The sequence below is a fragment of the Paracoccus haeundaensis genome (assembly GCF_006239215.1).
GTDB lineage: Bacteria > Pseudomonadota > Alphaproteobacteria > Rhodobacterales > Rhodobacteraceae > Paracoccus > Paracoccus marcusii.
Window position 1 is genome coordinate 47445 of the sequence record NZ_VDDC01000021.1, and the last position, 20580, is coordinate 68024.

The window sequence follows — 20580 nt, forward strand, 5'->3', positions numbered from 1 at the left end:
GAGCCATGGCGGCTCGATGCCCGGCGCACCGCAGGCGCGTCCCGCGCCCGCCCCGGCCAGCGATGCCGTGCTGGCGGTCAGCGACCTGCGCATCGGGTTCCGGTCCGAAGGTGTCCTGACCGCGGCCGTCAAGGGCGTCAGCTTTCACATCGACCGTGGTGAGACCGTGGCCCTGGTGGGCGAATCCGGGTCGGGCAAGTCGATCACGGCGCTGTCCACCGTGCAGCTGCTGGGCGCCTCGGCCGAGGTCCAGGGGTCGGTGAAATACGCGGGCCGCGAGATGGTCGGCGCGTCGGACCGCACCCTGCGCGACATCCGCGGCAACGACATCAGCTTCATCTTCCAAGAGCCGATGACCTCGCTGAACCCGCTGCACACGTTGGAAAAGCAGCTGTCGGAAAGCCTGGCGCTGCACCAGGGGCTGTCGGGCGCCAAGGCGCGGGCGCGGATCATCGAACTGCTGACCCGCGTCGGCATCCGCGACCCGGAAACCCGCCTGGCCGACTATCCGCACCAGCTGTCGGGTGGTCAGCGTCAGCGCGTGATGATCGCGATGGCCCTGGCCAACGGTCCCGACCTGCTGATCGCGGACGAACCCACCACGGCGCTGGACGTGACCATCCAGGCCCAGATCCTGGCCCTGCTGGCCGAGCTGAAGGCCGACGAGGGCCTGTCGATGCTGTTCATCAGCCACGATCTGGGCATCGTGCGCCGCATCGCGGACCGCGTCTGCGTGATGAAGGACGGAGAGATCGTCGAACAGGGCCCGGTCGAGGACATCTTTGCCCGGCCCCAGCACCCCTATACCCGCAAGCTGCTGGCCGCCGAGCCGACCGGGCAGGCCGATCCCATAGCCCCCGATGCGCCGGTCCTGGTCGAGACGCGCGACCTGAAGGTCTGGTTTCCCATCAAGCGCGGCCTGCTGCGCCGCGTGACGGGGCACGTCAAGGCGGTGAACGGCGCGACCCTGTCGCTGCGCGCGGGAGAGACCCTGGGCATCGTCGGCGAATCGGGATCGGGCAAGACCACGCTGGCCCTGGGCATCATGCGCCTGATCGAAAGCGACGGCCCGATCCTGTATCTGGGCCAGGATATCCAGGCCTGGACCAGCGGCCAGCTGCGCCGCCTGCGCCGCGACATGCAGATCGTGTTCCAGGACCCCTATGGCAGCCTGTCGCCCCGCATGACGATCGAACAGATCATCACCGAGGGCCTGGGCGTGCACGGGGTCGAACCCGGCCGGGACCGCCGCCAGCTGGTCACCGAGATCATGACCGAGGTCGGGCTGAACCCCCAGATGATGCACCGCTACCCGCACGAATTCAGCGGCGGTCAGCGCCAGCGCATCGCCATCGCCCGCGCGATGATCCTGCGCCCCAAGGTCGTCGTCCTGGACGAGCCGACCAGCGCGCTGGACATGACCGTGCAGGTGCAGATCGTGGATCTACTGCGCGACCTGCAGCGGAAATACGGGCTGGCCTACCTGTTCATCAGCCATGATCTGCGCGTGGTGCGCGCGATGGCGCATCATATCATGGTCATGCGCGCCGGAGAGGTCGTCGAACATGGCAGTGTCGCGCAGATCTTTGATGCGCCCCGGCAGGATTACACCCGCGCCCTGCTGCGCGCGGCTTTTCCGATCCACGAATGAAGATCCTGTTCGTCCACCAGAACTTTCCGGGCCAGTTTCCGCACCTGGCCCCGGCCCTGGCCGCGCGCGGCCACCAGGTCCTGGCCCTGACGGATGAGAACAACCAGCGGCCCAGCCCGATCCGGACCCTGCGCTACAAGGCGCCGGTGGCGGTGCAGACCGACAGCGCCCTGGGTCGGACCTATGCGGACCATGCGGAACGCGGCCTGCTGGCGGCGCGGGGCGCGCGTGCGCTGCGCGACCGGCACGGGTTTCACCCCGACATCGTCATCGGCCATCCGGGCTGGGGAGAGACGCTGTTCCTGAAGGAGATCTGGCCCCACGCGCGCCTGCTGGTCTATGCCGAGCTGATGTACCGCACCCGCGGCCAAGATGTGGGCTTCGACCCCGAGATCAGCCCCGACCGGGACGAGGTGCGCTTCATGACGGTCGCGCGGTCGGCGCATCTGGTCCAGGCGATGGTGCAGGCCGATGCGGCCATCGCGCCCACCCGTTATCAGGCCGACAGCTTTCCGCCCGAGCTGCGCGGCAAGATCACCGTCATCCATGACGGCATCGACACCGCCCGCGTGGCCCCCGATCCCGCGGCCCGCCTGACCCTTCCGGGCGGCACGATCCTGCGCGCGGGGGACGAGGTGCTGTCCTTCGTGTCCCGCTCGCTGGAGCCTTACCGCGGGTTTCATGTGCTGATGCGGGCATTGCCCGACGTGCTGGCGTCGCGCCCCGACGCGCAGGTGGTCCTGGTCGGCGCCGAGGGCACCAGCTATGGTGCCAAGCCGCGCGATGCGAACAGCTGGAAGGACAAGCTGCTGGCAGAGGTCGGCGCCCGCCTGGACCTGTCGCGGGTGCATTTCCTGGGCCGCGTGCCCTATGGCGACTATCTGTCGCTGATGCAGGTGGCGCGGGTGCATTGCTATCTGACCTATCCATTCGTGCTGTCCTGGTCGCTGACCGAGGCGATGGCGGCGGGGGGGTATGTCGTGGCGTCCGATACCGAACCGGTGCGCGAGCTGATCACCGACGGGGTGAACGGGCGGTTGGTGCCGTTCTTTGACGGGGCGGCCCTGTCGGCGGCCCTGATCCGCGGCTTGGCGGGCGATCCGCAGGCGGCGGCAATCCGCAAGGCGGCGCGGGCCACGATCCTGGGGGGCTATGATCTGGCGTCGCAATCGCTGCCGCGCCAGATTGCCTGGGTGGAAAGCCAGGGCGCGATGCGATAGACCCTTGGCCACGCTTGCCAAAAGGGCCGCATCATGACGCAGATCAGGCTGACCAACACCCGCACCCGCCGCAAGGAGGAGTTCGTCCCCATCGACCCGGCCAACGTGCGTCTGTATCTGTGTGGACCCACCGTCTATGACCGCGCCCATCTGGGCAATGCCCGGCCGGTCCTGGTGTTCGACCTGCTGGTGCGGCTGCTGCGGCATGAATACGGCGACCGTGCGGTCACCTATGTGCGCAATTTCACCGATGTCGACGACAAGATCAACGCCGAGGCGCAGCGCCGCCGTGCGGCCGGGTCCGACCTGTCCCTGGAGGCGCTGATCGCCGAGCGGACCGAGGAGACGATCGGCTGGTATCACGCCGACATGGACGCGCTTGGCGCGGCTCGTCCGGACCACGAGCCGCGGGCGACCGCCTATGTCGGCCAGATGATCGCGATGACCGCTGACCTGATCGCCAAGGGCCATGCCTATGAGGCCGAGGGGCATGTGCTGTTCGACGTGCGGTCCTTTCCCGACTACGGCACGCTGTCGGGCCGTTCGGTCGACGACATGATCGCGGGCGCGCGGGTCGAGGTGGCGCCCTTCAAGCGCGACCCGATGGATTTCGTGCTGTGGAAGCCGTCCTCGGACGACCTGCCGGGCTGGGACAGCCCCTGGGGCCGGGGGCGTCCGGGTTGGCACATCGAATGCTCGGCCATGTCGGCGGCGCTCTTGGGGCCGCATTTCGACATCCACGGCGGCGGCATCGACCTGCAGTTCCCGCACCACGAGAACGAGATCGCGCAGAGCTGCTGCGCCCATCCCGGCGCGGGTTTCGCCAATGTCTGGCTGCACAACGAGATGCTGCAGGTCGAAGGCAAGAAGATGTCCAAGTCCCTGGGCAACTTCTTCACCGTGCGCGACCTGCTGGACCGGGGCGTGCCCGGCGAGGTGATCCGCTTCGTCATGCTGTCTACGCATTACCGCAAGCCGATGGATTGGACCGAGGCCAAGGCGCAGGAGGCCGAAGCGGTGCTTCGGCGGTGGCATGGGCTTGTTGCCGGCATCGAACCCGCAACAAGCCCGGCACCCGCGCTGATCGAGGCGCTTGCCGATGACCTGAACGCTGCGGGTGCCATCGCCGCGTTGCACGACCTGGCGGGTCGGGGGGACGCGGAGACGCTGTTGGCATCGGCCCGGATGCTGGGCCTGCTGCTGCCGGGCATGGGCGATTGGACCCAGGCCGATGCCGGTGCGGCGGGCCAGATCGAGGCGTTGCTGGCGGCGCGACTGGCGGCGCGCCAGGCCCGTGATTTCGCCCGCGCGGATGCGATCCGCGACGGATTCGCGGCGGCGGGCGTCGAGGTCAAGGACACGGCCAAGGGGCCCGAATGGTCGCTGGCCGCGGGGTTCGATCCGGCACGACTGGCCGATCTGGCGCGGACCCACGGCACATGACCCTGGAGGCCTGCACCGAGGCGCTGCGCCAGCATGACCCCGACCGGTTCGGCGCGGTGCTGGTGGCCGACGCGGCGGACCGTTCGGCGCTGGTCACGCTCTATGCGCTGAACCTGGAGATCGCCCGCGCGCCGTTCCAGTCGGCCGAGCCGATGCTGGCCGAGATGCGGCTGCAATGGTGGATCGACCGCCTGGACGAGATGGGGCAGGGCACCGCGCCCCCGCTGCACGACGTGCTGACGCCCCTGTGGGAGGCCTGGGGGACCGATGCAGGCGCCCTGTCGCCCTTGGCAGAGGCCCGGCGCAGGGATTGCGAACGCCAGCCCTTTGACGGGCCGCAGGCGGTGCTGGCCTATGTCGATGCGACGGCGGGCGCGCTGATGTGGACCGCCGCGCGCCGCTGCGGCGCGCCCGAAGGCACGCGAGAGATCGTGGCCCATCAGGCCCGCGGTGCCGGTCTGGCCGCGTGGCTGCGCGCGCTGCCGCAATTGCAGGCAGTCCGGCTGGGGCTGGAACCGGCCCGCCCCGAAGACGCGCGGGCCTTGGCGGAACAGGCGCGCGACGGGCTGCGCATGGCCGCACGGATGCACCGCAAGCTGCCGCGCCGGGCGGCGGCTGCGCTGTATCCCGGCCCCCGCGTGCCGCGCCTGCTGTCCGAGATCATGGCCGGGCGCACCGATCCGTTCGAGGCCACCACCGCGATCACGCCGTTTCAGCGGCGCGCATCGCTGGCGCGGCTGGCGCTGACCGGGCATTGGTGGCGCTAGGCGGGCCAGAAACCTCTTTTCCTTGCGCGCGGCCTGTGACAGCAATTGCGAAAGGCCCGGCGGGGCGGACGGAAGGGGATCGCCATGGCAAAGGCCAAGTTCGACGACCAGGCACGGGCCGGGCTGTCGCTGATCGCGCCGCCGTTCCTGTATGCGCTGGTGATCCTGGCGGCGCCGCTGCTGACCATCCTGGCCTACAGCTTCCTGACCGACGGCTATCTTGAGATCATCCGCGACTTCACGCTGGACAATTACACCCAGGTGCTGACCGACCCGATCGTGCGGACGGTGATGCTGCGGTCGCTGGTCGTGGCGGCCATCGTGACGCTGGCGACCGTGGTGATGGCCTTTCCGGTCGCCTATTACGTCAGCTTCTGCGTGCGGCCCGAAAAGAAGGCCATGTGGCTGTTCCTGATCACGATCCCTTTCTGGACCAGCTATCTGATCCGGGTGTTCCTGTGGAAGGTGATCCTGGGATACAACGGCGTCATCAACTCGTCCCTGACGGGGCTTGGCATCATCGACGAGCCGCTGACCTTCATCCTCTACAACACAAACGCGATCGTGCTGACGCTGGCCCATGCCTATGCGCCCTTCGCGATCCTGCCGATCTTCGTCGCGCTGGAGAAGATCGACCGATCCCTGCTGGAGGCCGGGCGCGATCTGGGCGAAAGTAGGCTGATGACCTTCTGGCGGGTGACGCTGCCCCTGGCGATGCCGGGCGTCATCGCGGCGGTGCTGATCGTCTTCATCCCGACCATCGGCGACTATGTCACGCCAGAGGTCATCGGCGGCGGCAAGATCCCGATGATCGCCAACCTGATCCAGGTCCAGATGCTGGCGCTGGACAACCGGCCCCTGGGATCGGCGCTGGCGGTGACGGCCATGGCCATCGTGGCGGTGGTCAGCCTGGTCTTCCTGTTCCTCAACCGCCGTTTCCTCAGGGTGCGCCAATGAACCGCCAAGGACGCGGGCTTCAGGCCTATGCCATCTTCTATCTGCTGTTTCTCTACGCGCCGATCATCCTGCTGCCGATGTTCGCGCTGAATTCCGGCACGATCATCGCCTTTCCGCTGCAGGGGGTGACGACCGACTGGTTCCGGCAGATGTGGGCGGACGCGACGCTGCGCCGGGCGCTGACCAATTCGCTGACCGTGGCGGTGGCCTCGTCCATCCTGGCCACCTGCTTTGGCATCTTCGCGGCGCGCGCCTCGACCCGCTTCGTGTTTCCGGGCAAGGGCGGGATGATGGGGTTCATCATGCTGCCCATGGTGCTGCCGGAAATCATCGTGGCCATGTCGCTGCTGGTCGTGCTGCTGGGCATGGGGGTGCAGCTGTCCCTGATGACGGTCATCGCGGGGCACACGCTGATCTGCATGCCCTATGCCATCGCGGTGCTGACCACCGCCTTTTCGTCGCTGGACCGCAGCCTGGAGGAGGCGGCCTATGACCTGGGCGAGACGAAATGGGGCGCGTTCCGTCTTGTCACGCTGCCCCTGGTCATGCCGGGTATCATCAGCGCGCTGCTGATCAGCTTCACCATCAGCCTGGACGAGTTCATCCTGGCCTTCTTCCTGGCGGGGAACGAACCGACGCTGCCCACCTACATCTTCAGCCAGCTGCGCTTTCCGCGCGCGATCCCCGTCATTATGGCGTTGGGCACGGTGCTGGTGATCCTGTCGATCGTCCTTCTGGCGATCGGCGAATATTTCCGCCGCCGGGGCAATGCCCGCATCGGCGGCAAGCCCACCGGAGGGTTGATGTGACCGAAGCCAAGCCGATGATCGAATGTCAGGGCGTCCACAAGTATTACGGCGACTATCACGCGCTGCGCGGGATCGACCTGACCATCCGGGCCGGAGAGTTCTTCTCCCTGCTGGGCCCGTCGGGCTGCGGCAAGACCACGCTTCTGCGCACCATCGCGGGCTTCGAGGACATCAGCGACGGCGCCATCCTGATCGGCGGCAAGCGCATGGAGGAGGTTCCCGCGAACAAGCGGCCCACCAACATGGTGTTCCAGTCCTATGCCATCTTCCCGCACCTGACCGTCGCCGAGAACGTGGCCTTCGGCCTGCGCCGCGATCCACGCAGCAAGGCCGAAAAGGCCGCCGCGGTCGAGGAGGCGCTGGCTATGGTCGGCCTCAAGGGATACGGCGCGCGATCCGCGCATGCCCTGTCGGGCGGCCAGCGGCAGCGGGTGGCACTGGCCCGCGCGCTGATCCTTAAGCCCAAGGTGCTGCTTCTGGACGAGCCGCTGTCGGCCCTGGACCGCAAGATGCGCGAGCAGATGCAGGTCGAGCTGATCAAGCTGCAGCGGCAGGTCGGCATCACCTTCGTCCTGGTCACCCATGACCAGGAGGAGGCGCTGGTCATGTCCGACCGCATCGCCGTGATGTTCGAGGGAGAGATCGCTCAGCTGGACGGCCCCGAGGCGCTGTATGCCCGCCCGGCCACGCGGCGGGTCGCGGATTTCATCGGGGTGATGAACTTCCTGCCCGCCACGATCCTGTCCGAGGCGGGCGGCACGGTCACCGTCGATGTCGCGGGCCTGGGTACGGTCGAGCTGCCCGAACGCCAGGTCAGCCGCGCAAATCCCGACGATGCGGGCGCCGTGATCGGTTTTCGCCCCGAGACGATGACCCTGGTCGGTCCGGGCGCGACCCACACGCAGCCACGCGAGACCAACGCCACCATCGACGAGGTCGTCTATTACGGCGACATGACCTATTACGACCTGCGCCTGGACGGCGTGGCGCGGGGCGACGGCAAGTCGCGCACGGTCCGCATCTCGATGCGCAACGTCTTTGGCCGCGACGTGCAGGAGGTCGGGACGCGGACCCGGCTGGCCTGGTCGCCCGGATCGCTAGTGCTTTTTCGCTGAGGCGCGCGGCGCCTTAGCGCGGCGTCAGCCTGACCCAGATCCCGTCGCGCGCCCGGATCGTCAGCCGCGCCACGGGCATCGGTTGGCGGTCGGTCACCTCCAGCCGCCACCGCGCTGTGATCGCAGCCAGCATCACCACCCCCTCGATCATCGCCAGCCCCGCGCCGGGGCAGGCGCGCGGCCCGGTAGAGAACGGCAGGAAGGCCGCGCGGGCGCTAACCTTGCCGTCCGGCGTGTCCCACCGGGCGGGGTCGAAATCGTCCGGCCGGTCCCACAGCCGGTTGTGCCGGTGCAGATGCCACGGAGAGATGACTAGCTGCGCCCCGCGCGGCACGGGACGGTCTCGGAACGTCTCGGGGGCGGTGGACTCGCGCACGAACATCGCAACGGCCGGATACAGGCGCAGCGCCTCGCGGAACACGGCGCGGGTGACGCGCAACCCGCCGACGCTGGCGAAGTCGTCCAGGGTCGTGGCCTCTGCGGCGACGCGGTCCTGCCAATCAGGATGAGCCGCCAGCAACCACAGCGCCCAGGCCAGGACCGAGGCGCTGGTCTCATGCCCGGCCAGGAACATGACCGCAACCTGGTCGATCATCTCGGCCTCCGAAAACGGCGTGCTGGTCTCGGGATCGGGGGTGGTCATGATCCGCGTGGCCAGATCGTCGGGTGCGGTTCCCGCCGCGATGGCCCGGCGACGCGCGCGCACCAGATCGCCGATCAGCCCGCGGATGCGCGCGGCGGTGGCGCGGGTGCGGCGCGAATGGGGCCGCGGCATCCAGGTGGGCAGGGGCAGCAGGGCCGCCAGGTTCACCAGGGGTTGAGCGGCCTGATGGTCGCGGAACGCCTCGAACACGTCGGACGCAATGCGGTGTTCGACGGGCATCGAGAACAGCGTGCGAAAGATCACGTCGGCGGCGGCATGGGCGGCCTGCGGCTCGATGTCCTGCACCCCCGGCGCCAGCCGCTGGCTGGCCGCGCGTGCGGCGGCCAGCACGGCGGGAAAGCTGTCGCGAAGGCGACCGCCGTCAAAGGCCGGGTCGATGATGCGCCGCTGGCGCGCCCAGTCCGCGCCGTTCGCGATGAAGACGCCGTTGCCCAACAGCGGCGCCAGACCCTCGCGCATGCGGTTCGATTTCGGAAAATCGCCCGGCCGATCCTGCAGGATCAGCCGGATCAGCGCCGGGTCGTTGCAGAAGAAGCTGTGGATGACCGGACTGCGGAATTCCGCCATCCACGCGCCATACAGGCGTTCCGGCAGCGCGCCCAGCAGGTCGCGCCTGAACCCGCGGATCAGCCCGCCCAGCGTCCCGCGCCCCTGTGCGCCTTGGGGGCGGGGCGTCACCGCGCGCCCACGGGCCGGGTGATCCGCCCCGGCGACGGCTTGCGCCCGGCGAACCGCTGCGCCAGCGTCCGCGGCCCGGCGGTGATCGCGAAATAGTCGTAATCGCCCGGCCGATCAAAGGCGCACAGATACTGGAAATGCAGCTTGAACCATCGGTTCTTCAACGCGGCCTGCCGGTCGGGCGACAGCGTGTGCGTGAACGCTGCCGAAATCACCAGCGGCCAGCGCTGGTCCGGGCCGGCCTGTCCGCAGACCGCCACCGGATCGCACAGCGCGAAACAGCAGGCATCGCCCGGTGCCGTCACGTCCAGCCAGAACAGCCGGTCGCTGCGCGCAAGCCAGCCCAGATCGTCGCGCAGCCGCCCGGCATCGGGCAGGAACGCCGCCATCGGCACCACATGCCCAAGCGTCAGCAGCGACAGGGCCGGGCCGGGGTCGGCACGTTCGCGCAGCAGATCGGCCATCAGCGACACCGCCAGATAGGCGCCCGAGGAATGGCCGACCACCAGCACCTCGTCCGTTCCGTCGTCCAGGATCGCCGTCAGGCGGGCGCGGAACTGGGCCAGCCGGTCCTCCAGCGCGGGGGGATAGGCGCCGCGATGGCGCGCGGTGAAGGCGTAATCGTGCATCAGGTAATAGGCAAACAGCCGGTGATCCAGCCGCCGCCCCAGGACCAGCACGCCCCAGACCACCGTCACCCCGACGGGCAGGCCCGGCCAGCCGCCGACGGCCGACGCCGCCAGCCCCCCAGCCAGCAAAGCCAGCGCCAGCTGTGCTAGCAGCACCGCGATGGGATAAAGCGCCGCGATGACCGGCCCGCGCCGCAACCGCATCAGCCGCGACAGGGTGCCCGTCGCGATGTAGGTCCAGGACGTCCGCGCCAGCTGTGCGAACGTCCCAGCGATGCCCTGCCGCATCGAGGCCTGAACGATGTCGGACCACAGCGCGACCTCGATCACGGTGGTGGTGTCGCGACCCTCGACCCGGCCGTGGACGGCCCAGGCAAAGCCCTGCGCCTGCGCCTTGGTGATGCGCAGCCGGTGGCCCGAAATCCGCGCCTGATCCGCGGCCTCGCGCCGATACAGCTCGCGATAGCGGCGCGGCGGGATGGGGTCGAAACCCGGCAGGTACAGGACGTGGCGGCGGAACGGTGCGGTCATGGGGGCCCTTGACTGTCCGGCACCACCTTAGGTGGAAATGCCGCCGCGGCAAGACCCGGTCAGCCGCGCCAGCGTGCCTCGTGCGCCTCGATCGCGGCGATGCGGCGGGCGGCGGGGGGGTGGGACAGGAACCATGCGGGGGCGCCTGCGCCGCCGCTGCCGGTCAGGCGGTCCAGCTTGCGGAACAGCGATTTCTGCGGGGCGGTGCCAAGGCCCGCCTTGATCATCAGGGCGCTGGCGAAACGGTCGGCCTCGAACTCGTCCTGGCGCGACAGGCGGGCGGCGACGGCGGTCGCGATCAGGTTGGCGATCCAGGCGCCGATGCCCGGCAGGATGCGCCCCAACACCCCCGCCAGCGCCATGCGGATCGCGTTCTGGCCCGCGAAATCGATCATGCGGCGGCGCGAATGGCCCAGGCTGACATGGCCCAGTTCGTGCGCGATGACGCTGGCCAGTTCCTCGGGCGTGACCTCTTCGGCGTCCAGCTTGCGCAGGAAGCCGCGGGTCAGGAAGATGCGCCCGTCGGGGGCGGCAAGGCCGTTCACCGGCTCGATCTCATAGACATGGGCGCGGATCGGGGGCAGGTCCATCGCGCGGCCAAGCCGGTCCAGCATGGGCGTCAGGCGCGGATGGGTCAGGGGCGTAGCCTTCTGGTTCAACTCCTGCCGCAGGCGCCATGCGGAAAAGAACCACATCGCGACCAGGTACAGCGCCAGCAGGATGAAGGGCAGGTAACGCATCATGCCCCGTATATGGCGGCGCCGGACCGCCGATGCCAGAGCCTGCGCCCCGCCCAGATTGCCGCAGCCAGCACCGCGGCCGCCGCCAGCGCCTTGAGCGCCGCGGCCTCGTCCCCGCGAAAGCCGCGCCCGGCCAGATGCCCCGCGCCCAGATGCAGCGCGGCCCAGAGCATCTCTCCGGGGATGGAGGCGGCCATGAACCGCGCCAGCGACAGCCCCGCGGCCCCCGCGACATAGTTCGTGGCCGGACCAAGCGGCGTGACCAGCCAGCGCGACAGGAACACCGCTCCCGCGCCGCGCCGGGCGATCAGCGCCTGCGCCCGCGCCAGGATCGCCCCCCGCCTGCCGCGCATCAGCCACGGCCGCATCCGGCGCGCCAGCAGGAACGCCGCCGCGTCGCCCGCGCTGGCCCCCAGCACCGCGCCCGCGCCGATCAGCCCCAGGTCCAGGTGCCCGGTCCCCGTCAGCGCCCCCGCCGCCACCAGCACCGCCGAGGTCGGCACCGGGACCATCATGCAGGACAGGAACGCCATCGCCCCCACCAGCCACGGCCCCCAGACCGGCAGCAGGGCCGTCAGCTGGGCGATCATCCCAGCACCCGCATGGCGCGCGTCAGCCCGTCCAGCGTCAGGGGCAGCATCCGGTCGGGAAAGACCTGCTGCACCATGCCGATGGACTGGGTGTATCCCCAATGCGCCTCGGGGACGGGGTTCAGCCAGACATGGTCGGGCCAGGCCCCGGCAAGGCGCTGCAGCCAGACCTGCCCGGATTCGGGATTCCAGTGTTCGTTGGCCCCGCCCGGCACCGCGATCTCGTAGGGCGACATCGATGCGTCGCCCACCACGATGCATTTGTAGTCGCGGCCATAGCGGTGCAGCACGTCCCAGGTGGGCGTCTGCGCGTCCCACCGGCGGCGGTTGTCGGTCCAGACGCCTTCGTACAGGCAGTTGTGGAAGTAGAAATGCTGCATGTGCTTGAATTCGGCGCGGGCGGCACTGAACAGCTCGTCCACGACGCGGATATGGTTGTCCATGCTGCCGCCCACGTCCAGGAACAGCAGCACCTTGACCGCGTTGCGCCGTTCGGGCCGCGTCTGCACGTCGATATAGCCGTGATCGGCGGTGGCGCGGATCGTGCCGGGCAGGTCCAGCTCGTCCGCGGCGCCGTGGCGGGCCCATTGGCGCAGGCGCTTCAGCGCGACCTTGATGTTGCGGGTGCCCAGTTCGGCGGTGTCGTCGAAATCGCGGAACTCGCGCTTGTCCCAGACCTTGACGGCGCGGCGGTGGCGGCTGCCGTCCTGGCCGATGCGCACGCCTTCGGGGTTGTAGCCATAGGCGCCGAAGGGCGAGGTGCCCGCGGTACCGACCCACTTGTTGCCGCCCTGATGGCGCCCCTGCTGTTCGGCCAGCCGCTTGCGCAGCGTATCCATCAGCGCCTGCAGGCTGCCCAGGCCTTGGACCTGCGCCTTTTCGTCGTCCGACAGCAGCTTTTCGGCCAGCTTCTCAAGCCACCCTTCGGGCAGGGCGCGGGGGTCCAGCAGGTCGCCGACATCGACCTGCTCAAGCCCCGAGAACGTGTCCGAGAACGCGCGGTCGAAGCGGTCGATATGGCGTTCGTCCTTGACCAGCACCAGCCGGGCCAGGCCGTGGAACCCCTCGACCGTCATGCCGTCCAGGCCAGCGCCCATGCCCTCCATCAGATCCAGCCATTCCCGCAGCGAGACGGGAACCCCGTGCCTGCGCAGATTGTCCAGAAAGGGCAGGAACATCAGCTCATCCGATGAACGATGATCGTGGCGACAACGCCGATCATGGCCAGGCCAAGCGCAAAGGCCACCGCATACTGGATGCGGTCGGCGCGCGTGCCGCCCAGCTGGCCGGCGCGGCGCCAGCCCAGGATGGCACCGATGATGACGGCTGCGATGACGATCATGACGGTCCTTCCCGTGGCACCCAAGGCCCCCAGCAGATACCGCGCCCGGCCCCCGCCCGCAACCGCGACCGCTTGTCCCCGCGCGGCCGTGCCACTAGCGTCGCCACCGGGACGGAGGATCGGCATGCAGGATTTCGGGGATTACGACTATATCATCGTGGGCGCGGGCTCGGGCGGGTGCGTGCTGGCGAACCGGCTGTCGGCCGATCCTGCGAACCGGGTCCTGCTGCTGGAGGCGGGTGGCCATGACAACCGCTTCTGGGTGCATGTGCCGGTGGGCTATCTCTATGCGATGGGCAACCCGACGCTGGACTGGTGCTATCAGACAGAACCGGAACCCGGTCTGAACGGCCGCCGCCTGAACTATCCGCGCGGGCGCGTCCTGGGCGGGTGTTCGTCGATCAACGGCATGATCTACATGCGCGGGCAGGCGGCCGATTACGACCGCTGGCGGCAGATGGGCAACGCGGGCTGGTCCTGGTCCGACGTGCTGCCGCATTTCCGCGCGACGGAGCGCCATTACGAACCGGCCTGCGACATCCACGGCGACCAGGGCGAATTGCGGGTCGAACAGCAGCGGCTGCGCTGGCCGATCCTGGACGCGGTGGCCCAGGCCGCGCAGGAGCTGGGCCTGCCCGCCAACCCGGACTTCAACCGGGGCGACAACCTGGGCGTCGGCTATTTTCCGGTCACGCAGCGCAAGGGCATCCGCTGGAACGCAAGGAAGGCCTTCCTGAACCCCGCCCGCGGCCGCCCCAACCTGCGGATCGAGACGGATGCCCAAGTAATGCGCCTGCAGATGGACGGCCGCCGCGTCACGGGCGTCCTGTTCGACCAGCACGGCCAGCGCCGGCTGGCGCGCGCGCGGGGCGAGGTGATCCTGGCCGCGGGCGCAGTCAATTCGCCCGCGTTGCTGGAACTGTCGGGCATCGGTCAGCCGGACCGCCTGGCGGCCCTGGGCATCGCGCCCGTCCATGCCCTGCCGGGGGTGGGCGAGAACCTGCAGGATCACCTGCAGCTGCGCACCGTGTTCCGCATCCGCGGCGCGCGGACGCTGAACGACCGGGCGCGGACGATCTGGGGCAAGGCCGGCATCGCGCTGGAATACGCGCTGCGCCGGACGGGGCCGATGGCGATGGCGCCCAGCCAGCTGGGGATATTCGCGAAATCGTCCGATGCGTTCGACACGCCCAACATCGAATATCACGTGCAGCCGTTGTCCCTGGGCAAGTTCGGCGACCCGCTGGACGATTTTTCGGGGCTGACGGTGTCGGTCTGCAACCTGCGGCCCGAAAGCACGGGGTCCGTGCACATCACCGCGCCCGATCCCCTGACGGCCCCCGCCATCGCGCCGCGCTATCTGACGACCGAGGGCGACCGACAGGTGGCCATCGACAGCCTGCGCCATGCGCGCCGCCTGATGGCGACCGCCCGCATGGCCGAGTTCGCGCCCGAGGAGCACAAGCCGGGCGCGCATCTGCAAAGCGATGCCGATCTGGCGCAGGCGGCGGGAGAGGTCGGCACGACCATCTTCCACCCGGTCGGCACGACGCGCATGGGGTCGGACCCGATGGCCGTGGTCGATGCGCAGCTGCGCGTGCACGGGCTGTCGGGCCTGCGCATCGCCGATGCCGGGGTGATGCCCGCGATTGTGTCGGGCAACACCCATGCACCGGTCACGATGATCGCGGACAAGGCGGCGGGGATGATCCTGGCGCGTTAGGTCAGCATGGCGCGGAACGCGTGCCAGCTGGCCTTGGGGGTCCGCACCATCGTGTCATAGTCCACATGGACCAGGCCGAAGCGCGGGCCGTATCCCCAGCCCCATTCGTAATTGTCCAGCAGCGACCAGTAGAAGAACCCGCGCACGTCCACGCCCTGATCCATCGCCGCCTTGGTTGCGCGCAGGTGATCGCCGATGAACCGGATGCGGGCCTGATCGTCGGTCGGCACCTCGGAGGCCATGCCGTTCTCGGTGACATACAGCGGCAGGTTGCCGGTGTGGTCGCGCGCCAGGCGGGTCAGGAATTCGGTCAGGCCCTCGGGGCGGATCTCCCAGTCCATCTGGGTCTTGGGCAGGGGGCCGGGCACCTCGGAGGCGTGGGGCCACAGCCCGTCGTTCCGGGTGTACAGGCGCCGGGTGTAGTAGTTGACCCCCAGCCAGTCCAGCGGCTGCGCGATCAGGTCCATGTCATCCTGCCAGCGGTCTGGCAGATGCGGCCCGATCCCGGCCAGCGCGGCGTCCGGGTATCCCTGGCCCATCAGCGCGCGGATGAACCACTGGTTATAGATTGCGTCCTGCGTCTCTGCCGCCTGTTCCGCCTGTTCCGCCTCGGCGGAGTTGTCGGCGGGGTGGCTGGTCTCGAAGTTCAGCACGATGCCCAGGTTCGTGGCGCCATCGGCGCGCAGCGCCTGCATCGCGGTGCCATGTGCCAGCAGGACATGGTGCATGGCGCGGCTGGCGGCACGGATGTCACGCAGGCCGGGGGCGTGGTGGCCGAGGAAATGCGACAGCCAGGCGATGCACCACGGCTCGTTCAGGGTGGCGGCCGATGCCACGCGGTCCCCGATGCGGGCGTTGATAGTGGTGCACAGGTCCGCGAAACGCTGCGCGATGTCGCGGTTCTGCCAGCCGCCCTGCGACGACAGCGCCGCGGGCAGGTCCCAGTGGTGATAGGTCAGGAAGGGTTTCAGGCCGCGTTCCAGCATGCCGTCGACCAGCTTGTCGTAGAAATCCAGACCATCGGGGTTCACCGTCACCCCGTCCGGCATCACCCGCGCCCAGGAGGTCGAAAAGCGGTAGCCGTCAAATCCTGCGTCGCGGATCAGGTCCAGGTCCTGCGGCCACAGCCGCAGGTGATCGCAGGCGCGACTGCCGTCGCTGTCATCCATGATGTTGCCGGGCGTGGCGGCAAAGGTGTCCCAATGCGACGGGCCCGCGCCGGCCGTGCCCTCGATCTGATAGGCCGAGGTGGCGGCGCCGAAGGTGAAACCTGCGGGAAAGTCGGTGCGGGGCGGCAGCATGGGGGATCCTCCTGATGGCGCAACCATGCTGGCATGTCCGCGCGGGGCGGGAAAGGGGTCAGGCGCCGCCGTTCACGCGCGCGGCGCCATCTGCCGCCAGGCAAAGGCCAGAACGAAGACCGCGGTCAGGATCACGATGATCGTGGGGGCGGGCGCGCTGTCCAGCCAGAAGCTGGCCCAGATGCCTGCCAGGCTGGCCGCGACCGCGATGACTGTGGCCAGCGCCATCATCACGGCCAGCCGGCGGGTCAGCAGGAAGGCGATGGCGCCGGGCGCGATCAGCAGCCCCACGGCCAGGATGATCCCAACCGCCGACAGCATCGCCACGACCGAGGCCGCGATCATCGCCAGCATCCCGTAATGCAGCCAGCCCACCCGCAGCCCCGACACCCGCGCCTGCACCGGATCGAAGGCCAGCAGCGCGAAGTCCCGCCATTTCAGCAGGAGCGCCAGCGTCACGGCGGCGGCGATGGGCAGGGCCTGGGCGAAATCGCCCGGCCCGATGCCCAGGATGTTGCCGAACAGGATATGGTCCAGATGCACGCCGGGCGGAAAGACCGTGAAGAGGATCAGCCCGACCGCGAACATGCCCGCCATGACGACGCCAAGCGCGGTGTCGGACTTGATGCGGCTGTTGGCGTCCAGCCAGCCCGAGGACAGCGCGCAGACCATGCCCGCCGCGAAGGCCCCGACCAGCAGGGGCAGGCCCAGGGCATAGGCCAGCACGATGCCTGGCAGGACCGCGTGGCTGATCCCGTCGCCCATCAGCGCCCAGCTCTTGAGGACCAGGAAGCAGGACAGCAGCGCGGCGGGGACCGCGACGATCACCGCGATCAGCGCCGCGTCCGCCATGACGGGAAAGGTGAAGGGCAGGATCAGCGCGTTCACGGCTGCGCCCTGACGGCATCGCGGGCGCGGCGGCGCGTGGCGCACAGCCCGTGTGTGGGGGCGAAGACGAAGGCCGCCAGGAAGATCAGCGTCTGCAGCGTCACGATGATACCGCCCGTGGCCCCATCCAGGAAGAAGCTGGCATAGGCGCCGATTGCCGAGGTCGTCGTGCCGATCACGACCGAGATTACGATCAGCCGCGGAAAGCGGTCGGTCAGCAGATAGGCCGTGGCCCCCGGCGTCACCACCAGGGCGATGACCAGGAAGGCGCCGACGGTCTGCATCGCCGCCACGGTCGAGGCCGCCAGCAGGGTGAAGAACAGCGCCTTCATGCGGTTCGGATGCAGGCCGATGGTGCGGGCGTGGACCTCATCGAAGAAGACCACCATCAGGTCGCGCCACTTCATCAAAAGGATCGCCAGCGAGACGCCCGAGATCAGCACCAGTTGGATCACGTCGCCCGGCGCGATGGCCAGGATGTTGCCCATGGTGATCGCCTGAAGGTCCACCGCGACCGGGTTCAGAGACACCATGAACAGCCCGATGCCGAAGAAGCCCGTGAAGATCAGCCCGATGATCGCGTCCTGTTTCAGCCCCGTGCGGGTGTTCAGGAACAGCATGGTCAGCGCTGCAAGCCCTCCCGACAGGAACGCGCCAAGCGCGAAGGGCAGGCCCAGCATATAGGCCCCCGCCACGCCCGGCACGATGGAATGGGACAGCGCGTCGCCGATCAGGCTCCAGCCCTTGAGCATCAGATAGGCTGACAGGAACGCGCAGACGCCGCCGATCAGGGCCGAGACCCAGATCGCGGTCGTCATGTAGCCATAGGTGAAGGGGGTCAGGGCCAGCTCGATCATCGGGCGTCGCGCGCGGGGGTTTTGCACCCCCGCACCCCCGCAGGGTATTGGGGCAAAGGAGAAACGCTCATGCGCCGCCCCCTGTCCGGTGACGGTCGTCGTAGAAGATCAGCGGGCGTTCGTCGTCGGTGAAGACGTCCACGTTGCGCGCGTCGGCGTCGTCATGCAGGTCGGTGCCGCCCAGCATGAAGTGGCGCAGCGTGCCGCCAAAGGCCTGGCGCAGGTTGGCGGGTGTGAAGGTCGTCTCGGTCGGGCCGAAGGCCAGCACCGTGCCTTTGACCAGCACAACGCGGTCGCAATATTCGGGGACCGAGCCCAGGTCATGGGTCGAGACCAGCATCACCCTGCCTTCGTCGCGCATCTGGCGCAGAAGCGTGATGATCGTCTGTTCGGTCTGCACGTCGACGCCGGTGAAGGGTTCGTCCAGCAGGATCACCCGCGCCTCCTGCGCCAGCGCGCGTGCCAGGAAGACGCGCTTCTTCTGGCCGCCGGACAGTTCGCCGATCTGGCGGGTGGCGTAATCGGTCAGTCCGACGCGGGCCAGTGCGTCGGTCACCGCCTGTCGGTCGGCAGGGCGGGCGCGGCGCAGGAAGCCCATATGGCCGTAGCGGCCCATCATCACCACGTCGCGCACCAGCACGGGGAAGGTCCAGTCGACCTCCTCCGCCTGTGGGACATAGGCGACCAGGTTGCGCGACAGGGCCTGGCGCACGGTCAGGCCCAGGATGCGCACCTGACCCGTGGCGTGGGGCAGCAGGTCCATCAGCGCCTTGAACAGCGTCGATTTTCCCGCGCCGTTCACGCCCACCAGCGCGGTGACCGAGCCCTGCGGCACGGTGAAGCTGGCCTGCGCCAGGGCGCGGTGGCCGTTGCGATAGGCGACGGTCAGGTCGGCCACCTCGATGCCCAGGGGATCAGCCATCGGCCAGCGCGTCCACGATGGTCTGCGACGTGACGCGCAGGAGGTCCAGATAGGTCGGCACCGGCCCGTCCGTCTCCGACAGGCTGTCCACATAGAGGACGCCGCCATAGTCGGCCCCGGTCTCGGCCGCGATGCTGCGGGCGGGACGGTCCGAGATGGTGCTTTCGGAGAAGATCACCGGGGCGCCCGTTTCGCGCATTCGGTCGATCAGGGCGCGGACCTGCTGGGGCGTGCCCTGGCCTTCGGCGTTGATGGGCCAGAGATACATCTCGGTCAGGCCGAAATCGCGGGCCAGATAGCTGAAGGCGCCTTCGGAGGTGACCAGATAGCGACGATCCTGGGGCAGGGCGCGGGCGGCGTCGCGCAGCGGGCCCACGACATCGGCGATCTGCTGCTTGTAGTCGTCCGCATTCGCGGCATAGGCGGCGGCGTTGTCGGGGTCGGCCTGGGCCATCGCGGCGGCGATGTTGTCGACATAGATCTGTGCCGAATCCAGCGCCATCCAGGCATGGGGGTTGGGCTTGCCTTCGTAATCTCCGCTGCGGATCGGCAGGGGGTCGATGCCCTGCGTCACCGTGACGATGGGCACGTCGCCCGCACGGTCCAGGTATTGCTGCGCCCATCCGTCCAGATTCAGCCCGTTGACCAGCACCAGGTCCGCATCGGCGATGCCGATGATGTCGCGCGGGCTGGGTTGATAGTCGTGGATCTCGGCCCCCGGCGGGGTGATCGAGCGGACCTCGGCCAAGTGGCCGCCAACGTTGCGGGCCATGTCGGCGATGATGGTGAAACTGGTGGCGACCTGCAGCTGGTCGGCGGTCGCATGGGTCGGGATCAGGAACAGGAACGGCGTTAGGAATCGATACATCGCATCCTCCAATGCCCCTGTTATCTGCGAACGGTTCGCAACTGTCAACAGTTGAGAACCAGTTGCAACTGGACCCCGGCTGCGGCAGAATGCGCGCATGACCAGACGACGTGCGGACAGGTTGGAGCAGGCGTTGCGGGATGCGGGGGTCCGCGTCACGCGTCAGCGCGCGGCGCTGCTGCAGGTGATCGCCGCGGCCGACGATCATCCGGACGCGGCCGAGCTGCATGCCCGGGCGGTCACCGCCGGGGCGGGGGTGTCGCTGGCCACGGTCTATCGCACGCTGACGACGCTGCAGGCGCAGGGCGTGATCGAGAAGCTGGAATTCCAAGGAGAGCCCGCCCGCTGGGAGGCCGCCGATCAGCGCCACCACGACCACATGATCGACGTGGACAGCGGCGAGGTCATGGAGTTCACCAACGAACGGATCGAGCGGCTGCAGGCCGAGATCGCCGCCGAGATGGGATATGACATCGTCCATCACCGGCTGGAGCTGTATGTGCGGCGGCGCTGATGCAGGTATTCGACAAGATCATCAGCGATCGAGGGTCGCGCTATGCGGTGTCGGGCGGGCCGGCCGCCGACCGGGCGGCGGTCGCCGCGATGCTGGCCGAGCTGACGCGGGTCAAGCGGTTCCAAAAGGCCACCCATCACAGCTGGGCCGCCATCCTGGGCGACGAGGGCGTCAAGGATGATGATGGGGAAAGCGGCGCGGGGCAGCTGATCCTGCAGATGCTGGAGCGCGCCGGCCTGCAGGATCATGTGGTCATCGTCACGCGCTGGTACGGCGGCAAGCATCTGGGCGGGGACCGGTTCCGGCATGTCGCCGATGCGGTGCGCCATTACCTGCGAGAGACGGGGGCGGGCTGACCCGGCAACGGGTCA

21 protein-coding genes are annotated in these 20580 nt (G+C 68.8%); 10 read left to right on the forward strand and 11 right to left on the reverse strand.

Annotation, left to right across the window (positions count from 1 at the left end):
- The first annotated feature begins 16 nt into the window (after positions 1 to 16).
- From FHD67_RS12590 to FHD67_RS12620, 7 genes are all read left to right on the forward strand, one after another.
- Positions 17 to 1651: an ABC transporter ATP-binding protein gene (locus FHD67_RS12590; RefSeq protein ID WP_139598906.1), complete on the forward strand. Its 1635-nt coding sequence runs from the start codon at positions 17 to 19 to the stop codon at positions 1649 to 1651.
- Positions 1648 to 2871 carry a glycosyltransferase gene (locus tag FHD67_RS12595; RefSeq protein ID WP_139598870.1) on the forward strand — a complete coding sequence of 408 codons (1224 nt, stop codon included), beginning with the start codon at positions 1648 to 1650 and terminating at the stop codon, positions 2869 to 2871. The genes FHD67_RS12590 and FHD67_RS12595 overlap by 4 nt, the downstream gene beginning before the upstream one ends.
- Before the next feature lie 33 nt (positions 2872 to 2904).
- Positions 2905 to 4314, forward strand: coding sequence for a cysteine--tRNA ligase (gene cysS, locus FHD67_RS12600; RefSeq protein WP_046000151.1), 1410 nt, complete (start codon positions 2905 to 2907; stop codon positions 4312 to 4314).
- A complete protein-coding gene (locus tag FHD67_RS12605) occupies positions 4311 to 5081 on the forward strand; it encodes a squalene/phytoene synthase family protein (RefSeq protein WP_046000152.1) in 771 nt (256 codons plus the stop codon). The genes cysS and FHD67_RS12605 overlap by 4 nt, the downstream gene beginning before the upstream one ends.
- Before the next feature lie 84 nt (positions 5082 to 5165).
- Entirely contained in the window at positions 5166 to 6038 is an 873-nt protein-coding gene (locus FHD67_RS12610) for an ABC transporter permease (RefSeq protein ID WP_139598871.1), read from the forward strand.
- Complete coding sequence (locus FHD67_RS12615; protein WP_139598872.1) at positions 6035 to 6847, forward strand: ABC transporter permease; 813 nt, start codon at positions 6035 to 6037, stop codon at positions 6845 to 6847. Before FHD67_RS12610 ends, FHD67_RS12615 begins: the two co-directional genes overlap by 4 nt.
- Before the next feature lie 14 nt (positions 6848 to 6861).
- Positions 6862 to 7962, forward strand: coding sequence for an ABC transporter ATP-binding protein (locus FHD67_RS12620; protein WP_046000357.1), 1101 nt, complete (start codon positions 6862 to 6864; stop codon positions 7960 to 7962).
- A gap of 13 nt (positions 7963 to 7975) precedes the next feature.
- Here FHD67_RS12620 and FHD67_RS12625 read toward each other — a convergent pair whose 3' ends face one another.
- From FHD67_RS12625 to FHD67_RS20445, 6 genes are read right to left on the reverse strand one after another with little or no spacing between them, the layout of a single operon-like run.
- A complete protein-coding gene (locus FHD67_RS12625) occupies positions 7976 to 9304 on the reverse strand; it encodes a cytochrome P450 (protein WP_246071288.1) in 1329 nt (442 codons plus the stop codon).
- Complete coding sequence (locus FHD67_RS12630) at positions 9301 to 10464, reverse strand: hypothetical protein (protein ID WP_139598873.1); 1164 nt, start codon at positions 10462 to 10464, stop codon at positions 9301 to 9303. The genes FHD67_RS12625 and FHD67_RS12630 overlap by 4 nt, the downstream gene beginning before the upstream one ends.
- Positions 10465 to 10523: 59 nt before the next feature.
- Positions 10524 to 11207, reverse strand: coding sequence for a M48 family metallopeptidase (locus FHD67_RS12635; protein ID WP_045981511.1), 684 nt, complete (start codon positions 11205 to 11207; stop codon positions 10524 to 10526).
- Positions 11204 to 11794, reverse strand: a complete 591-nt coding sequence (locus tag FHD67_RS12640; RefSeq protein ID WP_139598874.1) for a DedA family protein — start codon at positions 11792 to 11794, stop codon at positions 11204 to 11206. The genes FHD67_RS12635 and FHD67_RS12640 overlap by 4 nt, the downstream gene beginning before the upstream one ends.
- Positions 11791 to 12972, reverse strand: coding sequence for a vWA domain-containing protein (locus FHD67_RS12645; RefSeq protein WP_139598875.1), 1182 nt, complete (start codon positions 12970 to 12972; stop codon positions 11791 to 11793). Before FHD67_RS12645 ends, FHD67_RS12640 begins: the two co-directional genes overlap by 4 nt.
- Positions 12972 to 13136, reverse strand: coding sequence for a hypothetical protein (locus FHD67_RS20445; RefSeq protein ID WP_164871398.1), 165 nt, complete (start codon positions 13134 to 13136; stop codon positions 12972 to 12974). Before FHD67_RS20445 ends, FHD67_RS12645 begins: the two co-directional genes overlap by 1 nt.
- Before the next feature lie 124 nt (positions 13137 to 13260).
- Between FHD67_RS20445 and FHD67_RS12650 the strand changes: the two genes are divergently transcribed.
- Positions 13261 to 14859, forward strand: coding sequence for a GMC family oxidoreductase (locus tag FHD67_RS12650; RefSeq protein WP_139598876.1), 1599 nt, complete (start codon positions 13261 to 13263; stop codon positions 14857 to 14859).
- On the opposite strand, the gene FHD67_RS12655 is transcribed toward FHD67_RS12650, so the two are convergent.
- The 5 genes from FHD67_RS12655 to FHD67_RS12675 all read right to left on the reverse strand — a co-directional run bounded on the left by FHD67_RS12655 (position 14856) and on the right by FHD67_RS12675 (position 19695).
- Complete coding sequence (locus FHD67_RS12655; RefSeq protein WP_139598877.1) at positions 14856 to 16160, reverse strand: GH1 family beta-glucosidase; 1305 nt, start codon at positions 16158 to 16160, stop codon at positions 14856 to 14858. The genes FHD67_RS12650 and FHD67_RS12655 overlap by 4 nt on opposite strands.
- 72 nt (positions 16161 to 16232) lie before the next feature.
- The gene (locus FHD67_RS12660; RefSeq protein ID WP_369799418.1) at positions 16233 to 17048 is read right to left on the reverse strand and encodes a metal ABC transporter permease; all 816 of its coding nucleotides are present in this window, start codon (positions 17046 to 17048) and stop codon (positions 16233 to 16235) included.
- Positions 17045 to 17905 carry a metal ABC transporter permease gene (locus FHD67_RS12665; RefSeq protein ID WP_046000161.1) on the reverse strand — a complete coding sequence of 287 codons (861 nt, stop codon included), beginning with the start codon at positions 17903 to 17905 and terminating at the stop codon, positions 17045 to 17047. The genes FHD67_RS12660 and FHD67_RS12665 overlap by 4 nt, the downstream gene beginning before the upstream one ends.
- A 67-nt stretch (positions 17906 to 17972) precedes the next feature.
- Positions 17973 to 18827: a manganese/iron ABC transporter ATP-binding protein gene (locus tag FHD67_RS12670; RefSeq protein ID WP_046000162.1), complete on the reverse strand. Its 855-nt coding sequence runs from the start codon at positions 18825 to 18827 to the stop codon at positions 17973 to 17975.
- Positions 18820 to 19695, reverse strand: coding sequence for a metal ABC transporter solute-binding protein, Zn/Mn family (locus tag FHD67_RS12675; protein ID WP_046000163.1), 876 nt, complete (start codon positions 19693 to 19695; stop codon positions 18820 to 18822). The genes FHD67_RS12670 and FHD67_RS12675 overlap by 8 nt, the downstream gene beginning before the upstream one ends.
- A 97-nt stretch (positions 19696 to 19792) precedes the next feature.
- On the opposite strand from FHD67_RS12675, the gene FHD67_RS12680 reads away from it, so the two are divergent.
- Positions 19793 to 20209 carry a Fur family transcriptional regulator gene (locus FHD67_RS12680; protein ID WP_046000164.1) on the forward strand — a complete coding sequence of 139 codons (417 nt, stop codon included), beginning with the start codon at positions 19793 to 19795 and terminating at the stop codon, positions 20207 to 20209.
- Positions 20209 to 20565 (forward strand): YigZ family protein, encoded by a 357-nt coding sequence (locus FHD67_RS12685; RefSeq protein ID WP_046000165.1) that lies wholly within the window; start codon positions 20209 to 20211, stop codon positions 20563 to 20565. Before FHD67_RS12680 ends, FHD67_RS12685 begins: the two co-directional genes overlap by 1 nt.
- Positions 20566 to 20580 lie beyond the last annotated feature (15 nt).